The following is a 19,508-nucleotide window of genomic DNA, read 5'->3' on the forward strand; positions in this document are numbered from 1 at the left end:
TTGTTTAAATTTTGTTAACTAAGCCAAAAATTAGGTTAGCGACTCTAAAAGGAACTTGCAGATGACAATGATGACCGCCTTCGATCATCTCAATGTGAGTGGAGTCTGAAGCATCATGTTGAAAAGACTGCAAATAAGAAAAACCTTGCTCTCCTAAGATGATCTGTTGCGGACAACGAATATGTTGACGAAACACATCGGCATGCTCTTGCGACATGCGATAGAGCGACTGGCTTTGCAAGTTGACGTCGTGCCTCCATTCATAGCCTGAATCTGTCTCAATGAGGCCACGCTCAACGATAGGTGCAATAAGTGATGCGTCTATCTGATTCACTATTGCTCGTCTATCTATTGCCTCTTGCATAGATTGCATTGCACGAGTCGGTTTTCTTCGGATTCTCTGACGACTCATTACCCCCTCCCGTAAGCGAGAGACGGTATTTTGAGACTCTTCAGCCAGAGGTCCATACCCTTCTATCTGAACTAATCCACTGACTTGTTCAGGAAAGGCGGCACTATAACAACTTGCAACCAAAGCACCAAGAGAGTGACCCACTAACACCAGTCTGTTTGGCGATAAGTTAGCCAAAAACTGGTAAAGATCGTCTATATAGTCGTGAAATGGGTAAAAATTGTTGCCTTTTTTAGCACTGGAATGCCCATGCCCTGGTAAATCGATTGCGCAGAGGTGAAGGTTCCCACTTAATGTATGTAGCGCTTCAATCACCGTTTCAAAACTGGCTGAGTTATCTAACCAACCATGTAAAAAAACGACCGATAATTCGGCCGTTTCCACATTTCCGTATTCAATTGCCGCAATATGCCCATCAGCAATATCATGGCGAGTTTCAATTCGCATTACTTCACTTCTTGAATTACTTTACCTTGGCGAGTGCCATAGCGTAGATCCCGACAATAAAGACCACGACATGGGTAAAAATAGCTATCAAAATCTTGGACAATTACTCGCTCTTCAATACGCCACAAGTGGTAGCCTCTCGCATCCATGACTGGGAAGTCGTATTGATATTCCCCAACTTTCCCCTCTTCGCGGCCGCGGCTGTCACCAATTAACGAAATGAGTCGACCTTTGGACAAGGTTACTGGGTCAGCAAACCCTTCGACATAGGCGACAAAGCGTCCTTCAGGTTCTTCCCCAATATCTGGTTTACCAGACGAACCAATTGGCAAATTCACCACTTCTATACGGGTCTTGTCATTTAGGTTTTGCACGTCAGCAATTAACCCACCCATTCTTAGCTCATTAGACGTATCACTATTAGATTGCCAAACCTGGTAATCAGTAACGATATTTGGGTTATCGGATTGAAGGTTTTCAGGAAGAGAGCTACAAGCTGAAAGAAAAGCGACAGTTGCAAAAAGGATTAACCATCGAGAAATACGTTGGATCATGAGAATACACAACACCTTTAAACTAGATATAAATATCGACACCTATCATCTGAGAAAGTTCATCTCGCTTGGATTGAGTCATAACGTTCATATACTCCTCCATAGCCTTACGCCCTCGCCCTTCAGGTAGATCATATTGAACCTGAGCTTTATGGATATCTGATTCGTTCACATGACGGATAGAATGGGCAACCGCATTGGCCACCTTGGTTGGTTGCCCAACCGATGGTTTAGCTTCAGATTTTTTAACCTCATTCTTCTTGTTGGTCTTATTTGCCCTATTTGGGCCAGGGACCGAAGGAGGTAATCCATTAATTGAAACCATACTATCCGTTCACGTTAAGATCGAATGACCTTAGTTATTCTCTACCAGGCAGCTTTTTCCAAGCCACAGTATCACGCAGATATACAGGGCTTGCTTCTTCTGCATCGACTGTATTGCCTTTAGCAAACTCAAATTTAGCCAATTGAACGATATCTTCCGCATCAGGGAACAACACATCGCTCTTTTCAGTCGTAAATTTAATGCCTGCCAGCTGCTCACTGTACGCATCCCAACCGGTGCCAGCAGTAAACCATGTCTGGTCATCCGCTTGACTATTATCAGCAAGAAGCTGTGGTGGTGTTACGCACTCTTGGTCAACTTGCGACCAAGTGCCATCTTCTTGACGAGAAAAACGGCCCCAGTAAACTTCACTCATTCGGGCGTCAATCGCACACGCTACTTGGTTTGCGCCATGTTGGCGGAACACACCTTGAGCCATTGCTTCAAGCGTTGAAACGCCAATCATTGGCAGATCTGCACCAAATGCTAAACCTTGTGCAATACCAATGCCAATACGTACACCAGTGAAACTACCAGGTCCACGACCAAAGGCCAAAGCATCTAATTCAGAGAGCGTTAACCCTGCTTCTTTTAGTACTTCATCCACCATTGGCAGTACTTTTTTGGTATGGTCACGAGGTGCTACTTCACTGCGAACATACACCTTTTCATCAACTAATAAAGCAACAGAACAGTTTTCCGTTGCTGTATCGAGAGCAAGAATCTTAGTACTCATTGATATCTCAAATTATCGTTTTGTTTTAAATATTTACTTGTTCAAGAAAGTCTCGTACCACACCGAGATCTCGGGTTCGTGGTATGGGTGGTAAGCTCGATAAAAAGACGCCACCATAATCTCGGGTCACTAATCGATTATCGCAAATGATCAGCGCGCCCTTATCGTTCTTATCTCGAATTAATCGCCCTACACCCTGCTTCAAGGTAATCACCGCATCTGGAATTTGAACCTGAGCAAAAGGATCACCACCTTTCAATTGGCAATCTTCAATTCGAGCCTTAAGCAATGGGTCGTCTGGCGCAGTAAAAGGCAATTTGTCGATGATAACACAGCTAAGCGCATCACCTCTAACGTCAATCCCTTCCCAGAATGCCCCAGTTGCCACTAGCAGTGCATTTCCAAGCTCCATAAACTCAGCAAGCGTTTTCTGTTTGCTGGTCTCTCCTTGAAGCAATACTGGCACCGAAAGCCGCTCTCGAAAGCGCTCTCCTAACTCTTTCATCATGCTATGTGAAGTACACAAGAAAAAGCATCGACCTTGGTTTTGCTCAATCACAGGAGTCAGCATATTCACTAATTTATCAGCCATTCCCGGACTATTGGGTTCTGGAAGATAACGAGGTACACACAGTCTAGCCTGACTTTGATAGTCAAATGGACTCGGTAATGACATTTGAGATTGAGGCTTTAATCCTAAACGCGAAGTAAAGTGACCAAAGTCTTCATTCACAGCTAAAGTTGCCGAGGTAAAAATCCAAGCGCCTTGCTTAAGTTCAATTTGCTCATGGAACTTATCAGCCACCGACAAAGGTGTGATGTGCAAGCTAAAGTGACGAGGCGTCGTGTCATACCAGTAAGAATACCCCGTGATAGACACATCACAGACTCGGTCCAAACGCGCCTTAATGGTGTTCGCTCGTTCAAAAGCACTATCTAGCAATTGACTGCGGCCTAATGCCAGCTTTAAGACTTCAATTACAAAATCGAGGGTATCTTCCAATCGGCGAAGTTCTCGTCCAATCGAAGGTGAGGTAATTGCTTCGCGCCAATTTCCACGGAACCCTGGTTCACCAAGAACTATTCTTAAGTCCATCGCTGTCTGGTAGAGCTTCTCTCCCGCTTTTTGCAACTGGCGCATATCTTTCGCCTCAGTGCGATAGGCGATCTCTATATCTTTACTCAGTTCTTGGATCTGTCGGCTAGAAAGTGACTGACCAAAATATTGGCTCGCGATGTCGGGTAGCTGATGAGCCTCATCGAAGATAAATACTTCGGCTTCAGGGATAAGTTCGCCAAATCCCGTTTCTTTGATCGCTAAATCGGCCAAAAACAGATGATGGTTAACCACCACGACATCCGCATCCATCGCTTTCTTACGTGCTTTTAAAACAAAACACTCTTGATAACTAGGACACTCTTTCCCCAAGCAATTATCGTTGGTTGACGTAATGGTTGGGATAACCGGACTATCTTCCGCTATTGCATCACAATCACCTAAATCACCACTCTTCGTTTCTGATGCCCAACTTCTTACTTTGACAAGTTGAGTCAGCAAAGTCGGATCCGCAGTTTGACTGTGGCTTTCCACCATTTGGCGACTTAAACGATCGAGACACAAATAGTTCGCTCGGCCTTTCAATAATGCTACTTGCCCATAGAAACCGAGAGCACTGGTCATTAGCGGTAAGTCACGGTGGAAGAGCTGTTCTTGAAGGTTTTTGGAACCGGTACTGATAATGGTTTTCTTACCACTTAACAAAGCGGGGACTAGGTAAGCGAATGTTTTGCCCGTACCTGTGCCCGCCTCAACCACAATCTGGCTTTGTGCTTTAATCGCTTTACTCACTACTTCAGCCATATCGAGCTGAGCCTGACGAGGTTGGAACCCAGGAATAGCTTTGCCTAAGGCTCCTTCAGAAGAGAAGGTTATAGAAATCATTAACGAGCGAGAGGTTGAGGAAAAGAAGAGTGATTATGGCAGTTTTCACAAAAAGGCGCGAATGAGTTTTCGCGCCTAATCAAAATTAATTTATCGTTTCGTTAGGTAGCGGCTTAACCAAGCAGGACCAGAAAATCCTTCGGCTTCTTCAGTATTGAGAGCTCTCGCGGCTTCGCTCGGTGATGCACGATTCTCCCACATTGTGTCTAACATTTCTTCATCGAGCTCTTTACCACCAGACAATGCACTCACTCGTTCTGAGTACAATTTACGAGCTAATAGTTCTTTATCCATAAATACCACCTAAAGACACGCAAAAGAAAAAATATCGAACAAATTAATCCAGCCAATCGGTTAACTCAGATTAATTGTTGAAACCATCACGATATTAGTTTAATTGTAGCTTCATTATTGCGGGTTAGTTCACCGTTCGAACGCCCGCAAAAATTTCACAAAACAAAAAAAATAAAGCATGGAAGTTTGAACCTAATGGAAAAGAAAACACTGCTAACACATTGTACTGACGCCCCTGGTCTTATTTCGAAGATCACGAATATCTGTTACAAGCACCAACTCAATATCATTCACAACAACGAATTCGTCGATAACACTAGCGGCCACTTCTTCATGCGTACGGAGCTTGAAGGCTACTTTAATGACGAAACATTTCTTGCAGATCTTGATCAAGCACTACCACAAGGCGCAAAACGTAAGCTCATCGGCTCTAACCGCAAGCGCATTGTGGTACTAGTGACTAAGGAAGCGCACTGTTTAGGTGACATCTTGATGAAGAATTACGATGGTAGCCTTGATGTAGAGATTGCTGCCGTTGTCGGAAACTACGATACGCTACAAAGTCTGACAGAAAGGTTCGACATCCCTTATCACCATGTCTCTCATGAAGGATTGAATCGTGAAGAGCATGAGAAAGAGATGCTGAAAGTGATTGACCAGTACGAAGCAGATTACTTGGTACTAGCCAAATACATGCGAGTACTGACCCCATCGTTCGTCGAAAAATATAACCACAAGATCATCAACATTCACCACAGCTTCTTGCCAGCCTTTATTGGCGCAAAGCCTTATCAGCAAGCGTATGAACGTGGTGTAAAGATCATCGGTGCGACCGCTCACTTCGTAACTAATGATCTCGATGAAGGCCCAATCATCAAGCAAGATGTTATCCCTGTTGATCACAACTTCAACGCACAAGATATGGCACAAGCGGGCCGAGATGTAGAAAAGAACGTACTGAGTAAAGCATTGAACAAAGTGCTCAACGACCACGTATTTGTCTACGGCAATAAAACCGTCATTCTTTAATGAACTGGTTAGGGTCTGTTGACCCTAGTAAAAAGGCTTCCGATTGGAAGCCTTTTCTGTTTTCTGGAGTGTGTTTTTTAAAGCTTAGCAGCTAGCTCGACGCCTTGTTTTATCGCCCTTACTGCATCAAGTTCACCTGCATAATCTGCACCACCGATAACGTGGAGCTTATCGCCAAGCAAATGCCATTGGTTTTCAAAAGGTCGAACCGATTCTTGACCCGCACAAATAATAACTGTGTCCGCATCAAGTAACTGAGCTTTGTCATCAACACTGATATGCAAACCTTGTTCGTCTATCTTATCGTAACTAACACCGCCGAGTAGGTTAACCCCACGTTTCTCAAGTGTGCGTTTATGAATCCAGCCTGTTGTCTTGCCTGGACCTTTACCAACACGGCCTTTTCTGCGTTGGAGTACCCAAACGGTTTTCTCACTCAGCGAGTCAGGATAAGGGAATAGGCCACCTGGGTGAGCAATCTCTTTGTCGATGCCCCACTCATGAAGCCAATCATCTAAATTATGTCCATTAGGTTCGGTGAGCATTGTTGCCACATCAACACCGATACCACCAGCGCCAACGATTGCCACCTTGTTCCCTGTGAACGTTTTCTCCTTAATCAAGGTTTGGTAATCGACCACTTTTTCTGGCGTATCGATACCTTCGATATTCACTTTACGTGGCTCAACACCCGATGCCATCACTACTTCATCATATTCAGACAGCAAATCGTAGTTTGCGTCCGTATCCAAGTGGAGCTTCACACCGGTTTCATCAATGCGATTAGCAAAATAACGAATCGTCTCTCTAAATTCTTCTTTACCCGGAATTTGCATCGCTAGTCGGAATTGCCCACCGATTCGGTCATTGCGCTCAAACAAATCAACATGGTGACCACGTTCAGCCAGTGTAGTCGCACATGAAAGACCTGCAGGACCAGCACCAACCACCGCTATATTCTTTTTCGTTTCAGCCGGTTTAATGACTAACTCGGTTTCGCGACACGCCAATGGGTTGACCAAACAGCCCGCTCGTTTACCTTTAAATACATTATCCAGACACGCTTGGTTACAACCAATACAGGTGTTAATCATTTGCGACTGGTTCTGCTCAGCTTTAATGACAAAATGCGGGTCAGCAAGGAACGGACGCGCCATCGACACCATGTCTGCCTGACCACTGGAAAGGATGTTCTCTGCTTCGTCTGGGGTGTTGATTCGGTTACAAGTAATAATTGGAACACTAACATGTGGACGAACTTTTTCTGTCACCCACGTAAACGCACCGCGAGGAACCTGCGTTGCAATCGTCGGGATTCTTGCTTCATGCCAACCAATCCCGGTATTGATGATCGTTACGCCTGCTTTTTCTAACTCTTTGGCTAGGGTAATCACTTCATCAAATGTGCTGCCTTCTTCAACAAGATCTAGCATAGATAAGCGGAAGATGATGATGAACTCATCACCCGCTGCTTGTCGAATCGCTTTAACAACCTCTAGAGGGAAGCGGATACGGTTCTCATAACTTCCGCCCCACTCATCGTAGCGCATGTTGGTACGTTTACAGATAAACTGGTTAAGCAGGTAACCTTCAGAGCCCATCACTTCTACGCCATCATATCCGGCTTCTTTCGCCAATGACGCGCTATTAGCAAACGCACTGATGGTATTTTTAATCTGACGACTGCTCATCTCACTCGGCGCGAATTTAGCAATTGGTGCTTTGATCGATGAAGCGCTCTGAGAGAATGGGTGCATTGCATAGCGGCCGGCATGAAGCAGCTGCAAAGCAATTTTGCCCCCTTGTCTATGTACCGCCTCAGTCACAACCTTATGTGATTTGGCATGTTTAGGCTTACTAAACTCAGCACTGAATGGGTGCAACCGACCACGCAAATTCGGAGAAAAGCCACCTGTTACGATTAGGCCTACACCGCCTTTTGCTCGCTCTTCGTAAAAGGCTGCAAGTTTGCCTAGTCCTTCTTTATGCTCTTCAAGACCAGTATGCATTGAACCCATTAATACTCGGTTTCGTAACTGGGTAAATCCGAGGTCTAATGGCTTAAGTAGGTTTGGGTACATGGTAGACATCACTTTACTCTTTATTATTGTGGTCTGACCAGAGTAAGAGCTCTTCACTAAAAAATCAAACAACTGTTTACATTTTTGTAACACCGATCAATCTTGCGGTTGTTTGGATATACTAGTTTAAGTAGGATGTAACTTATTCGAATTTATAAGGTCTTACAGCGAATAAGCCTTAAACTGCGCACGTCGCAGCGGAGATAAAATGAAAACAATATTTAAATTTATCGGCATGTTCTTTAAAGGGATTTGGAAACTCATCACCTTTATTCGCCTTGCTCTTGTTAACCTCGTCTTTCTCGCAAGTATTGGCGCTATATATTTCATCTACACAAGTGCTGAAACTCCGGCTCCGACTGTGCCAAAAGAGTCAGCATTAATCGTCAATATCTCAGGCCCAATCGTAGAGCAGCCAACTTATGTAAACCCTATGGATTCTTTAACCGGTTCATTTTTTGGTAAAGACCTGCCTAAAGAAAACGTACTGTTTGATATTGTCGACACAATTCGTCACGCCAAAGACGACCAACAAGTCAGTGGCCTGGTACTTGCTTTACGTGACCTGCCAGAAACGAACCTAACGAAACTACGTTATATCGCAAAAGCACTGAACGAGTTTAAAGCCTCGGGTAAACCAATTTATGCTGTCGGTGATATTTACAACCAAAGCCAATACTACCTTGCAAGCTACGCTGATAAGATTTATTTAGCGCCTGATGGTGCGGTTATGCTTAAAGGCTATAGTGCCTATTCTCTTTACTACAAGACACTACTAGAAAAGCTCGATGTGAACACGCACGTCTTCCGTGTCGGTACGTACAAATCAGCCATCGAGCCATTTATTCGTAACGATATGTCTGATGCTGCAAAAGAGTCAGCATCTCGTTGGTTAGGGCAGCTTTGGGGCGCTTACATTGATGATGTGGCTTCAAACCGTCAACTAGAGCCTAAATTACTGACTCCTGATATGAACACATTCCTAGAGCTACTAAAGAAAAATAACGGTGACTTAGCGGCCCTATCACTGAACGAAGGTCTAGTTGATCAACTGGCAACTCGTCAGCAGGTTCGCAAAGATCTTATCGAAGTGTTCGGTAGTAACGGAGAAGATAGCTACAACCATATTGGTTTCTATGAGTACCAAGCAAGCGTAGCGCCGAATTTCAATCTAGCTCAAGATGATATTGCGGTGGTAGTCGCGAGTGGTGCAATCATGGATGGCGCTCAGCCTCGTGGCACTGTAGGAGGCGACACAACAGCTGCGCTGCTTCGCCAAGCACGCAATGATGACAAAGTGAAAGCGGTTGTTCTACGTGTAGACAGCCCAGGTGGTAGTGCGTTCGCGTCAGAAGTCATACGTAATGAAATTGAGGCATTGAAAGAAGCAGGTAAGCCAGTAGTTGCCTCAATGTCTAGCCTTGCAGCATCGGGAGGGTACTGGATTTCTATGAGTGCAGACCGCATCGTTGCTCAGCCAACAACTCTTACAGGCTCGATTGGTATCTTCAGCGTGATTACTACCTTCGAAAAAGGGTTGAATAACCTTGGAATATACACAGATGGTGTAGGCACTTCTCCATTTTCTGATGTAGGTGTAACAACCGGATTATCAGATGGCGCGTCCCAAGCGTTCCAAATGGGTATTGAGCATGGCTACAAGCGCTTCATTGGTCTAGTTAGTCAGTCGAGAGATATTCCAGTGGATAGTGTAGATGAAGTTGCTCAAGGACGTGTTTGGACAGGTCAGGACGCGTTAGAGTTCGGGTTGATCGACAAGATTGGCGATTTTGATGATGCTGTCAAGCTTGCAGCAGAACTTGCAGAAGTTGAACAATACAACCTGTACTGGGTTGAAGAACCACTTTCACCTGCACAGCAGTTTATTCAAGACTTTATGAATCAAGTTAAAGTTAGCTTAGGTCTAGATGCGACGGCACTATTGCCACAAGCCCTACAACCTGTCGCAACGCAAGTGATTCAAGATGCTAACATGCTACAAAGCTTCAATGACCCTAAAGGGCAATATGCGTTTTGTTTGAACTGCCAAGTACAATAGTTGCGCAATTAACGATGAGTTAAGCGCACTTATACAACATAACGTTTTACATAGTCATTATAGAGGGGGATTCCTGTGCGGGATGCCCCTTTTTATTGGCTAAGATTGATATATAATCCCCCGCTCTGTTCCCCCTACAATTAACTGGTTTCCAAGCAATGGCAAGAAAACATATTTATATCGCATACACCGGCGGTACCATTGGTATGCAAAAATCACATGACCACGGTTACGTGCCAGTCGCAGGCTTTATGGAAAAGCAACTCGCAAGCATGCCGGAATTTCATCGTCCAGAAATGCCTGAGTTTACGATTCATGAGTACGACCCTCTAATCGACTCCTCTGATATGACACCAGCTGATTGGCAGCAGATCGCTGATGATATCCGTGATAACTATGACAAATACGACGGCTTCGTCATTTTGCATGGTACCGATACCATGGCTTATACCGCTTCTGCATTATCATTTATGTTTGAGAACCTAGGTAAACCTGTCATCGTTACTGGCTCGCAGATCCCACTTGCAGAGCTTCGTTCAGACGGTCAAGCAAACCTGCTCAATGCGCTGCACATTGCTGCAAATTACCCAATTAACGAAGTAACGCTGTTCTTCAATAACAAATTAATGCGCGGTAACCGCAGCACTAAGTCTCATGCAGATGGCTTCAATGCTTTCACTTCTCCAAACTTACCACCGCTACTTGAAGCAGGTATCAACATTCAAATCAGCAGTGATATTGAAGTGGGCAAAGTACCTGAAGGCGAGTTTAAAGTTCATGATATTACGCCTCAGCCAATTGGTGTGATCACCATGTATCCTGGCATATCGCATGAAGTTATCCGCAACACATTGCTACAACCTGTGAATGCAATGATCCTACTGACATTTGGCGTGGGTAATGCTCCGCAAAACCCTGAGCTACTAGGCCACCTAAAAGATGCATCTGAACGTGGTGTTATTGTGGTGAACCTAACCCAATGTTTAGCGGGCAAAGTTAACATGGGCGGTTACGCGACAGGCTGTGCTCTTGCGGAATCAGGTGTGATTAGTGGTTACGATATGACACCAGAAGCTGCACTAGCAAAACTACACTTCCTACTTAGCCAAGGCTTAAGCTACGATCAAGTAAAAGTGAAGATGCAACAAGTGCTACGCGGTGAAATGAGTATCTAATCGATACCCTGACACAAAGAAAAAGCCGACATAATGTCGGCTTTTTCTTTTTATATCAGTGATCTGATGAGCTGAAGCACGCTTGTTCCGAGTAACAATTTACTTCATTATGCGTTTTTCAATCGCAATCAATTTCACATTATGCACATCGATCACACTATATGGGTTTGGTTTCTTTTAGGTACGTCCATTCTCGCGGCATTTCTCAAAATGCCGAAAGTCTCTTTGAGCTTGCTTGCAGTTACGCTTCTTGGTGGCTTAATCGCCAGCGTTGTATCACCAATAGGGTTGATTTTCGTTGTTACCTTTTTAGCCGCGGCGTACTACCTCAAAGATAAACCTTGGCTACCACCAACAATATATTCAGCTTTTGTCATTATTGGTTGTCTCGCACTCTTTCTCCATTGGATACCTGGCTTTAATAACCCGCATGTACTTCAAAATGTTCAAGCTGGCCCTTTCAGTGCAAACTTTAACATGTACTTGAACCTCGATAAGCCAATCGCGTTCTTTGCTCTTCTTGTCGCTTTCCCTGCTTTATTGGGAGTAAAACGTAACACCAACTATCGAGCCATATTGTCAATATCGCTGCCATTGTTCGCGTTACTGCCTGTTGCTTCACTACTAGGCGCAATAAAACCTGAGTTTTCTATTCCTAATTGGTGGTGGCTGTTCGCTTTGAACAACCTCTTGTTCACTTGTGTTGCTGAAGAAGCCTTGTTTCGTGGCTTTATCCAACAAAAGTTAACGAATAAATATGGGGCGTATATCGGCGTTGTGGTTGCGAGCCTGTTATTTGGATTAGCCCATTTTGCGGGCGGTCCGCTACTAATTGTTTTCGCTTCGCTGGCAGGACTTGGCTACGGTTTGATTTTCCATATGACTGGCAGATTATGGGCTGCAGTTTTGGTTCACTTCCTATTTAATTTCAGTCATTTACTCTTCTATACCTACCCGATTCTTCGTGGATAACAGGCACAAAAAAGCCAGCTCAATTGAGCTGGCTTCTAATTTTAATCCAGACAATTAACCGATGTGCGTTGCGCCGCCCATGTACTTCTGTAGTACTGCTGGGATTGCGATACGGCCATCAGCTTCTTGGTTGTTTTCAAGGATAGCAACCATAGTACGGCCAACCGCTAGACCAGAACCGTTTAGCGTGTGTACTAGCTCAGGTTTCTTCTCGCCTTTACGACGGAAACGAGCTTGCATACGACGAGCTTGGAAGTCCCACATGTTTGAACAAGATGAGATCTCACGGTAAGTTTCTTGAGCTGGAACCCAAACTTCTAGGTCGTAAGTCTTACGTGCACCGAAGCCCATGTCACCAGTACATAGAACAACTTTACGGTAAGGAAGCTCTAGAAGTTGCAGAACTTTCTCAGCGTGACCTGTTAGCTCTTCTAGCGCATCCATTGAATCTTCTGGACGAGTGATCTGAACTAGCTCAACTTTGTCGAACTGGTGCATACGGATTAGACCACGAGTATCACGACCGTAAGAACCTGCTTCAGAACGGAAACATGGTGTATGCGCCGTCATCTTAAGTGGTAAGTCAGCTTCGTCAGAGATTGTGTCACGAACCATATTCGTTACAGGTACTTCAGCTGTTGGGATTAGAGACAGTTTACGTGGTTCTTCGTCGTTTACTTTCTCTTCTAGCGGCTCAGTGTGGAATAGGTCTTTACCAAACTTAGGAAGCTGACCAGTACCGTATAGGCTGTCTGCATTCACTAGGTAAGGAACATACATTTCTGAGTAACCATGCTCGTCAGTGTGAAGATCTAGCATGAACTGAGCAATTGCACGGTGTAGACGAGCAAATTGACCTTTCATTACGATAAAGCGAGCACCCGTGATCTTAGTTGCGCTAGCAAAGTCTAAACCACCAGCAATTTCACCTAGATCAACGTGATCTTTCACTTCGAAGTCATAAGTCTTTGGTGTACCCCAACGAGAAACTTCTACGTTATCTTCTTCGTCTTTACCGTCAGGCACTTCATCAGCAGGAAGGTTAGGAACAGAAAGCGTGATGTCTTCAAGTTTGTTCTGGATTTCAGCCAGTTCAACCTTTTTCGCTTCTAGATCGCTACCAAGTGTACCGATTTGCTTTTTAATTTCTTCAGCACCCTCTTTATCGCCAGCAGCCATTTTCTGACCGATCTGCTTAGAGATGGAGTTACGCGTGGATTGTAAATTTTCAACTTCTACTTGAATCGACTTACGTTGCTCTTCAAGTGTACGGATTGTGTCTACGTCTAGCTTAAAGCCACGACGCGCTAGTTTTGCAGCTGTTTCATCCAGCTCTGTACGAAGTAATTTAGAATCCAGCATTGTTAATCCTATGCTTTTTTAGTTGTGAAATCGCGTTCAAGCATCGTGCTCAAACGCTAAAAATATTAACCGAACAAATGTATCTAAAAAGACCGCTTATTCATAGCGCTTTTGTGGGCTTTTTGCGTCTAAACTAGCCAAGTAATCTAACTTTTCGCCAATTTTGGTTTCTAAGCCTCGGTTTGATGGTTGATAGTATCGGGTATCAGCCATTTCTGGTGGTAGGTACCTTTCTCCTGCCGCATAAGCGCCTGGCTCATCATGGGCGTATCGATATTCTTGACCATAACCAAGATCTTTCATCAAAGAGGTAGGTGCATTACGTAAATGCACAGGCACTTCGTACTCAGGTAAGTTATGGGCGTCACGAAGCGCTTGCTTCCATGCGTTGTACACAGAGTTACTTTTTGGTGCGCATGCCAAGTAAACAATCGCTTGAGCAATCGCTCTTTCCCCTTCAGCGGGACCTACACGAGTAAAACAATCCCAAGCAGATAGCGCAACTTGCATCGCTCTAGGGTCAGCATTACCGATATCTTCTGATGCTATGGCAAGCAATCGGCGCGCGATATAAAGAGGATCGCAACCCGCAGCGATCATCCTCGCGGCCCAGTAGAGCGCTGCATCAGGATTAGAACCACGAATAGACTTGTGTACTGCCGAAATTAGGTCGTACCAAATATCGCCTTTATTATCGAAACGTGAGACTTTTTCTCCGGCAACTTCAGCCAAAAGCGGCAAGGTAATCACTTTCGTACCTTGCTCATCCTCATCAGCCATATCATAAAGAAGTTCTAAGTAGTTAAGTGACATACGTGCGTCACCATTAACAAGCTCAGAAAGTCTGTCCAATACACCTTCAGCGAAAGAAGCTTCAACTTGACCTAAACCTAGTTCATCATCTTGAATCGCTTGCTCAAGCGCTAAGCGAATATCTTGCTGAGCGAGTGATGTAAGTTTGTACACGCGAGCTCGTGATAGCAGTGCGTTGTTTAACTCAAAAGAAGGGTTTTCAGTCGTGGCTCCGATAAATGTCACCGTGCCATCTTCAATATGCGGCAAAAAAGCATCTTGCTGGGATTTATTGAAACGATGGACCTCGTCGACAAATAGAATCGTGCGTCTACCCGCCAGTTTATTCTCACGTGCTTTTTCAATCGCAGCTCGAATTTCTTTCACTCCAGATGTTACTGCTGAAACACGCTCTACTTCCGCGTTCGCGTAATTCGCTGCAACTTCCGCAAGCGTCGTTTTTCCAGTGCCTGGAGGCCCCCACAAAATCATCGAGTGGATATGTCCAGCTTCTAGTGCTTTGCGTAAGGGCTTACCAACGCCCAAAATATGCTGCTGACCTATGTATTGGTCGAGTGTTTCTGGTCGCATTCTAGCGGCAAGAGGACGAAAGTCTTCGTCCCCTGAAAAATCGAATGAGTAGTTACTCACATTTAGTTCCTTTGGTCATCGACCTCTACACCTTCAGGAATAACAAAAGTAAAACGGTTAGCCTGTGGCTTGTTTAGATTGATGTTGTTGAACGTAAAGTTACTTTGTTGGCCATCTTGCTCAACTACGCTGAAGCCTTGAACTGCGCCTTTTTCATCAATGCTTAACTTGAATTGACCTTGGTTACTGTCCACCGCAGTCGGGGTTAGAATAAACGTGTCGCCTTGCTGCTCAACTTTGTAGTTATCCCAGTCGCTGGCACGGTTACGAGTCAGCAAAACAAACGGAGTCTGCTCTGTTGCTTGTTCTTGCCAGTAAATACTCACCTGTTCAATAAACGGGCTGTAATACCAAAGTGACTGGCCATCAGATACAAGTACGTTTTCATCTGGTGAAGTCGTTGTCCAACGGAATAAGCTTGGTCGAGCAATTTCGACTTTCCCTTGACCTTCCATGACGACATCACCTTCAGGGCTAATCAATTGCTGCGCAAAATCAGCGCTGAAACCATCATTCTTTTGTAGTCGTTGGCTAAGCTCATCTTTTGGCGCTGCCAATACAGAAAAGCTCATCAAAAATAAAACAGCCAATTTTTTCATTAAGTTCTTATCCTGATTGTTGGTGTAGTCTAGTTATAACTTACTTTGCACATCTCTTTGACCAGAGAAGGTAAAGTTTGTTCTCATGAAAAACTACTTTCCGCAGCATTGTTTAAACTTCTTGCCACTGTTACACGGACAAGGCTCGTTACGGCCGATATCTTTATATGGATTAACACTTTGCGCCTTTGCACCAACCATGGCTTCATCAGCGGCCTGAGCAACCTCTGAAATCATCAAATCAATTTGGTCTAAGAAATCACCTAAGCTTGGTGGACACTCAATGCCTGACTCTTTCATCTGTTGTTGCGTTTGAGCTTCGTCGATGGCTAACATGAACGTCGTCAACATCGCTTGTAGCATACGTAATGTGCCATCACCGACGCTCACTTCCATCCATTGTTCTTCAATCGTTGGCCACAATGTCATGTAGCCTTCAGCAAAGTCCGCCAACTGCTCTTGTTGAGCATCATCTTCTAGTAAAGCCAGCAGCGAGTACTCGTTGCGTTTGAGAAAACTGTATTGCTGATTAATATGACCTTCAATCGCGCTTTTCGCCGCTTCAGCTTGATCTGCAAAAACAGAAGGTAGCCACGTTTCAGGGGCTAGCGGCTTGGTCGCCATATTTGCCGCTAAAGTCAAACCTTCAACGAACATTGGTGATTCTTCAGTAATTGAGTCTGCGAGTGTCAGTAATTGATACTTCATTATCATTTTCTAGTGTTAGTCATAATCTGAGAGCATTATAACCCTATGCAAGGCGCTGGGTCACTTCGAGACTTTCCTCCCTGACTCGATAGCCTCTCCTTGTAAGTTTTTCGACACTATTCCCGTCACGGCTAGCTACACGGACTTACTGCCTAGCCTTTTTTTCTTAATGGACGCTTATTTCTCTTTGAGAATTTGAAATCGAGGTGCATGATGCGCAGCGTTACATTTTCTTACATTCGTTTTATTTTATGTAGTATCTGAAATGAAGATTTATAGAAATAAAGGTTTTACCCTCATTGAATTGGTTGTTGTCATTGTCATTCTCGGTGTACTTGCCGTGACTGCAGCCCCGCGCTTTCTAAATTACCAACGAGATGCGCATTTAGCTCGTGCTGACGCTGCATTTGCCAGTTTTGAAGCCTCGGTCAGTTTTTATCATTCCAAATGGCTAACGGAAGGCGAACCAACTGGAATCGTCGATTACGGCAATGGTGACGTGTATCCATCATCTACAGGATTTCCTATTTCTGTAGATCGAACCCCACTTCCTCCCAATGACAACGATAACATTCTCATCCGTGGCGGAGATTGTGTGTTGTTATGGAATGCATTGGTTGATACCGATCTTACCATTCGTTCACAGCACGACGATCCAGGCACGGTGTTACCGTCAGAAGAAGAGATCGTCAGTTGGTACACTTCAGGCAACGAGTGTTATTACTATTACACCCCTAGCTTCACCATTGAAGAGAGACTCCCTATTCTTTACTACTCTCCTCTTACAGGCGAAACTCGACAAACGTTTGAAATGGCATCCAGCTCGTGACATTTATCGCCCTACCCTCTAAAATCACGCCTCCCTAAACAGAGGCGTTTTTTATGCGAGTAGTATTGGGCCCAATGGAGGGCGTATTAGACCATTTGATGAGAGAAATCCTAACGGACATCAATGACTATGATTTATGTGTCACTGAGTTTGTTCGGGTTGTCGATCAGCTATTGCCTGATCATGTATTTCATCGTTTGTGTCCAGAGCTACTGCAAGGCTCGCAAACTAAATCTGGTGTTCCTGTACACGTGCAATTGCTTGGTCAAGATCCTAAATGGATGGCTGAAAACGCAATTCGCGCAGCAGAACTAGGGGCGAGAGGCATCGACCTCAACTTCGGTTGCCCAGCAAAACTGGTTAACAAAAGTAAAGGTGGTGCCGCGTTACTTCAGCACCCTGAGCTCATTCACAACGTCGTAAAAGCTTGCCGTGATGCTGTTCCTCAAAACACTCCTGTTACCGCCAAGATTCGTCTAGGCTGGGATAACCCAGAAGATTGCTTCGAAATTGTTGACGCTATCCAAAGCGCAGGCGCCAACGAGTTAACCGTTCATGCGCGCACTAAAACCGGCGGTTACAAAGCCAGTGAAATTAAATGGGATTACATCAACCAGATTAGAGAACGTTTCTCTATTCCATTAATTGCCAACGGTGAAATTTGGAACTACCAAGATGGTCAGGCATGTATTGAGACAACTGGTGTGGATTCGCTGATGGTGTGCCGCGGAGCCTTTAACGTACCGAACCTTGGCAATGTGGTGAAACACAACCATAAAGTCATGCCTTGGTCTGAAGTCGTTGAGCTGTTGCTGGTATACTCTCAATATGAAATGAAAGGTGATAAAGGGCTTTATTACCCGAACCGCGTTAAACAATGGTTCTCGTATCTACGTCAGCAATATCCTGAAGCGGCTGACTTGTTTAGAGAAATTCGCACCTTTAACAAAGCAGCTCCAATTGTTGAGTACATTACTCGCTACCGCGATGAACTGGCAACAGCCTAGAATACCAGTTTATCTTTACCCGTCGTTTTGGCTTGATAAAGCTTTTCGTCCGCAGCTTTGAACATCACTTCAAAGCTGCTATTTTCATTCTTAGTCACGATTGTAACCCCACCAGAAACGGTAAAGCCTCCTTCAACCGCTAAACCTGCGCGTTGGACAATCGACTTTTGCACTCGCAACATGCCCTTTTCCAGCAAGGCTTTATCGCTTCCAGTCATGTAAATCACAAACTCTTCTCCACCAATTCGCGCGGCAACATCACTATGACGAATGTTCATATCAATTTGATCTGCCATGTAAGTGATCACTTTGTCACCGACATCATGCCCATAGGTATCATTAATCGCTTTGAAGTTATCAATATCTAATACGGCTATAGCAATATAATCACTATGTACCGAGTTCTTTAGCGTCGCTTCCAAACCACGTCGATTTAACAAGCCTGTCATCGGGTCTTTAGCCGCTAACTCTTTAAAATAGCTATGTTCAACTCGAGTATTGATGAAAAATAGAACAATGACGGACAAGAGATAGATAAAGGCAACGACCGCTAAGCTGTATCGTTCAAAGGTGACAAAATTGCGCAGCTCTTTGCTCATTTCAAACTGATAAAACAGTGTGTGTGAGCCAGAAACGCCGTCTAACTGCAAAAACTTAGGTCGAAATGCGTTCTCAGGTAAAGAGATATGCGCAGTATCTATAATCCCTAAATCACCAGCTAGTTTGCCATCGGTATTCAATAATTCATCATAAGAGATATCGAGAGAAATCATTCCCTGATGTACATCACCGAGATAAACAGGCATCGACATACCTAAAATAAGCGTATTAGTCGTCACAAGCGGGGCTGGCCCTGAGATGGTAATTAAGTCTTTATTGTGAGCGGTTTGCTGCCAAAAAGGGCGAGCTTTAATTGTGGTAAGTAATTCAGTAGTGATACTTCGAGCATACGTATCAGGTGAAGACATTAAATAGCCTTCTCGGTCGATGTAATGAATCCCTAAAAGGTACGCGTCAATGTCATGCAGAAATGACAACACAGGAGCGAAAGAAACTTGCCCAGATGCACGTTTATACTGTTCACTGTCTGGGTTACATAGGTCAGCCTCACCCACCAGCATGTAGTTTATATCTACCGCGGGAATTTCATGATGGCGCCCTTCCGACAATAACAGAGCGTCAATCGGCCACATCTGGCACAACCCATCTTTCACATGGCTGTTGTGCTCTAACATCAAAATATAGTGGGACTTGGAGTAGTTAGAAAAACTGTAGTCAATCGCGCTAATCACTTTGCTTGCACGTGACAGCGCCTCAACAACACGGCCATACTCTTCATTGATATCGCGATTAACCGAATCGTAATAGTTCTTGCCGGTTAAAGCCAGTACAACCGAAGCAAGCACTAAAGGCATCAAAAATACAAACTTTAAACTATAGTGCCTTTTTACTTGCATTCCTTCCTCTAACAAAAACAAGCCTATCTATAGATTAAGCACAACAGATAGGCTTGGAGACGTAATTGTATCAATTA

Annotated in this window: 18 protein-coding genes; 6 read left to right on the forward strand and 12 right to left on the reverse strand. The window is 44.4% G+C overall.

Features of this window, described 5'->3' with window-relative positions:
- Positions 1–4: 4 nt before the first annotated feature.
- From AAFX28_RS19195 to AAFX28_RS19220, 6 genes are all read right to left on the reverse strand, one after another.
- Positions 5–859: an alpha/beta fold hydrolase gene (locus AAFX28_RS19195; RefSeq protein ID WP_408690031.1), complete on the reverse strand. Its 855-nt coding sequence runs from the start codon at positions 857–859 to the stop codon at positions 5–7.
- Complete coding sequence (locus AAFX28_RS19200) at positions 859–1,413, reverse strand: Slp family lipoprotein (protein WP_408690033.1); 555 nt, start codon at positions 1,411–1,413, stop codon at positions 859–861. Before AAFX28_RS19200 ends, AAFX28_RS19195 begins: the two co-directional genes overlap by 1 nt.
- Before the next feature lie 22 nt (positions 1,414–1,435).
- Positions 1,436–1,738, reverse strand: coding sequence for a chromosome partitioning protein ParA (locus AAFX28_RS19205; RefSeq protein ID WP_408690035.1), 303 nt, complete (start codon positions 1,736–1,738; stop codon positions 1,436–1,438).
- A gap of 34 nt (positions 1,739–1,772) precedes the next feature.
- The gene (gene tsaB / locus AAFX28_RS19210) at positions 1,773–2,474 is read right to left on the reverse strand and encodes a tRNA (adenosine(37)-N6)-threonylcarbamoyltransferase complex dimerization subunit type 1 TsaB (RefSeq protein WP_408690036.1); all 702 of its coding nucleotides are present in this window, start codon (positions 2,472–2,474) and stop codon (positions 1,773–1,775) included.
- A gap of 25 nt (positions 2,475–2,499) precedes the next feature.
- Positions 2,500–4,416 carry an ATP-dependent DNA helicase gene (locus tag AAFX28_RS19215; RefSeq protein ID WP_408690038.1) on the reverse strand — a complete coding sequence of 639 codons (1,917 nt, stop codon included), beginning with the start codon at positions 4,414–4,416 and terminating at the stop codon, positions 2,500–2,502.
- A gap of 90 nt (positions 4,417–4,506) precedes the next feature.
- Positions 4,507–4,710, reverse strand: a complete 204-nt coding sequence (locus AAFX28_RS19220) for a hypothetical protein (RefSeq protein ID WP_408690040.1) — start codon at positions 4,708–4,710, stop codon at positions 4,507–4,509.
- A 195-nt stretch (positions 4,711–4,905) separates the two neighbouring features.
- Between AAFX28_RS19220 and purU the strand changes: the two genes are divergently transcribed.
- Positions 4,906–5,739 carry a formyltetrahydrofolate deformylase gene (purU, locus tag AAFX28_RS19225; protein WP_408690041.1) on the forward strand — a complete coding sequence of 278 codons (834 nt, stop codon included), beginning with the start codon at positions 4,906–4,908 and terminating at the stop codon, positions 5,737–5,739.
- A gap of 77 nt (positions 5,740–5,816) precedes the next feature.
- Here purU and AAFX28_RS19230 read toward each other — a convergent pair whose 3' ends face one another.
- Positions 5,817–7,829, reverse strand: coding sequence for an FAD-dependent oxidoreductase (locus tag AAFX28_RS19230; RefSeq protein ID WP_408690043.1), 2,013 nt, complete (start codon positions 7,827–7,829; stop codon positions 5,817–5,819).
- Between the two features lie 199 nt (positions 7,830–8,028).
- On the opposite strand from AAFX28_RS19230, the gene sppA reads away from it, so the two are divergent.
- The 3 genes from sppA to AAFX28_RS19245 all read left to right on the forward strand — a co-directional run bounded on the left by sppA (position 8,029) and on the right by AAFX28_RS19245 (position 12,026).
- The gene (sppA, locus tag AAFX28_RS19235; protein ID WP_408690045.1) at positions 8,029–9,879 is read left to right on the forward strand and encodes a signal peptide peptidase SppA; all 1,851 of its coding nucleotides are present in this window, start codon (positions 8,029–8,031) and stop codon (positions 9,877–9,879) included.
- Positions 9,880–10,037: 158 nt separating this feature from the next.
- Entirely contained in the window at positions 10,038–11,054 is a 1,017-nt protein-coding gene (gene ansA / locus AAFX28_RS19240) for an asparaginase (protein ID WP_408690047.1), read from the forward strand.
- Positions 11,055–11,195: 141 nt separating this feature from the next.
- Positions 11,196–12,026 carry a lysostaphin resistance A-like protein gene (locus AAFX28_RS19245; RefSeq protein ID WP_408690048.1) on the forward strand — a complete coding sequence of 277 codons (831 nt, stop codon included), beginning with the start codon at positions 11,196–11,198 and terminating at the stop codon, positions 12,024–12,026.
- 54 nt (positions 12,027–12,080) lie between these two features.
- On the opposite strand, the gene serS is transcribed toward AAFX28_RS19245, so the two are convergent.
- The 4 genes from serS to AAFX28_RS19265 all read right to left on the reverse strand — a co-directional run bounded on the left by serS (position 12,081) and on the right by AAFX28_RS19265 (position 16,138).
- Complete coding sequence (gene serS, locus AAFX28_RS19250; RefSeq protein ID WP_408690050.1) at positions 12,081–13,388, reverse strand: serine--tRNA ligase; 1,308 nt, start codon at positions 13,386–13,388, stop codon at positions 12,081–12,083.
- A 96-nt stretch (positions 13,389–13,484) separates the two neighbouring features.
- Complete coding sequence (locus AAFX28_RS19255; protein WP_408690051.1) at positions 13,485–14,831, reverse strand: replication-associated recombination protein A; 1,347 nt, start codon at positions 14,829–14,831, stop codon at positions 13,485–13,487.
- Positions 14,832–14,833: 2 nt separating this feature from the next.
- Positions 14,834–15,430 (reverse strand): outer membrane lipoprotein chaperone LolA, encoded by a 597-nt coding sequence (lolA, locus tag AAFX28_RS19260; RefSeq protein ID WP_408690053.1) that lies wholly within the window; start codon positions 15,428–15,430, stop codon positions 14,834–14,836.
- Between the two features lie 93 nt (positions 15,431–15,523).
- The gene (locus AAFX28_RS19265) at positions 15,524–16,138 is read right to left on the reverse strand and encodes a YecA family protein (RefSeq protein ID WP_408690054.1); all 615 of its coding nucleotides are present in this window, start codon (positions 16,136–16,138) and stop codon (positions 15,524–15,526) included.
- A 265-nt stretch (positions 16,139–16,403) separates the two neighbouring features.
- Here AAFX28_RS19265 and AAFX28_RS19270 point away from each other — a divergent pair, with 265 nt between their 5' ends.
- Together AAFX28_RS19270 and dusC are read left to right on the forward strand one after the other, a co-directional pair.
- On the forward strand, positions 16,404–16,967 hold the full coding sequence (locus tag AAFX28_RS19270; protein WP_408690056.1) for a prepilin-type N-terminal cleavage/methylation domain-containing protein: 564 nt from the start codon (positions 16,404–16,406) through the stop codon (positions 16,965–16,967).
- A 53-nt stretch (positions 16,968–17,020) separates the two neighbouring features.
- On the forward strand, positions 17,021–17,974 hold the full coding sequence (gene dusC, locus AAFX28_RS19275; RefSeq protein WP_408690058.1) for a tRNA dihydrouridine(16) synthase DusC: 954 nt from the start codon (positions 17,021–17,023) through the stop codon (positions 17,972–17,974).
- Here the strand turns inward: dusC and AAFX28_RS19280 are convergent.
- Positions 17,971–19,431 carry a diguanylate cyclase gene (locus tag AAFX28_RS19280; protein ID WP_408690059.1) on the reverse strand — a complete coding sequence of 487 codons (1,461 nt, stop codon included), beginning with the start codon at positions 19,429–19,431 and terminating at the stop codon, positions 17,971–17,973. The genes dusC and AAFX28_RS19280 overlap by 4 nt on opposite strands.
- Between the last annotated feature and the right edge of the window lie 77 nt (positions 19,432–19,508).

Origin of the sequence: Vibrio sp. TBV020, assembly GCF_046056895.1 — a bacterium.
Lineage (GTDB): Bacteria > Pseudomonadota > Gammaproteobacteria > Enterobacterales > Vibrionaceae > Vibrio.

What these genes read in the sequence shown, in the direction of transcription:
- AAFX28_RS19195 (WP_408690031.1), bottom strand. Translation starts at nt 859, where the DNA reads ATGCGAATTGAAACTCGCCATGATATTGCTGATGGGCATATTGCGGCA.
- AAFX28_RS19200 (WP_408690033.1), bottom strand. Translation starts at nt 1,413, where the DNA reads ATGATCCAACGTATTTCTCGATGGTTAATCCTTTTTGCAACTGTCGCT.
- AAFX28_RS19205 (WP_408690035.1), bottom strand. Translation starts at nt 1,738, where the DNA reads ATGGTTTCAATTAATGGATTACCTCCTTCGGTCCCTGGCCCAAATAGG.
- tsaB (WP_408690036.1), bottom strand. Translation starts at nt 2,474, where the DNA reads ATGAGTACTAAGATTCTTGCTCTCGATACAGCAACGGAAAACTGTTCT.
- AAFX28_RS19215 (WP_408690038.1), bottom strand. Translation starts at nt 4,416, where the DNA reads ATGATTTCTATAACCTTCTCTTCTGAAGGAGCCTTAGGCAAAGCTATT.
- AAFX28_RS19220 (WP_408690040.1), bottom strand. Translation starts at nt 4,710, where the DNA reads ATGGATAAAGAACTATTAGCTCGTAAATTGTACTCAGAACGAGTGAGT.
- purU (WP_408690041.1), top strand. Translation starts at nt 4,906, where the DNA reads ATGGAAAAGAAAACACTGCTAACACATTGTACTGACGCCCCTGGTCTT.
- AAFX28_RS19230 (WP_408690043.1), bottom strand. Translation starts at nt 7,829, where the DNA reads ATGTCTACCATGTACCCAAACCTACTTAAGCCATTAGACCTCGGATTT.
- sppA (WP_408690045.1), top strand. Translation starts at nt 8,029, where the DNA reads ATGAAAACAATATTTAAATTTATCGGCATGTTCTTTAAAGGGATTTGG.
- ansA (WP_408690047.1), top strand. Translation starts at nt 10,038, where the DNA reads ATGGCAAGAAAACATATTTATATCGCATACACCGGCGGTACCATTGGT.
- AAFX28_RS19245 (WP_408690048.1), top strand. Translation starts at nt 11,196, where the DNA reads ATGCACATCGATCACACTATATGGGTTTGGTTTCTTTTAGGTACGTCC.
- serS (WP_408690050.1), bottom strand. Translation starts at nt 13,388, where the DNA reads ATGCTGGATTCTAAATTACTTCGTACAGAGCTGGATGAAACAGCTGCA.
- lolA (WP_408690053.1), bottom strand. Translation starts at nt 15,430, where the DNA reads ATGAAAAAATTGGCTGTTTTATTTTTGATGAGCTTTTCTGTATTGGCA.
- AAFX28_RS19265 (WP_408690054.1), bottom strand. Translation starts at nt 16,138, where the DNA reads ATGAAGTATCAATTACTGACACTCGCAGACTCAATTACTGAAGAATCA.
- AAFX28_RS19270 (WP_408690056.1), top strand. Translation starts at nt 16,404, where the DNA reads ATGAAGATTTATAGAAATAAAGGTTTTACCCTCATTGAATTGGTTGTT.
- dusC (WP_408690058.1), top strand. Translation starts at nt 17,021, where the DNA reads ATGCGAGTAGTATTGGGCCCAATGGAGGGCGTATTAGACCATTTGATG.
- AAFX28_RS19280 (WP_408690059.1), bottom strand. Translation starts at nt 19,431, where the DNA reads ATGCAAGTAAAAAGGCACTATAGTTTAAAGTTTGTATTTTTGATGCCT.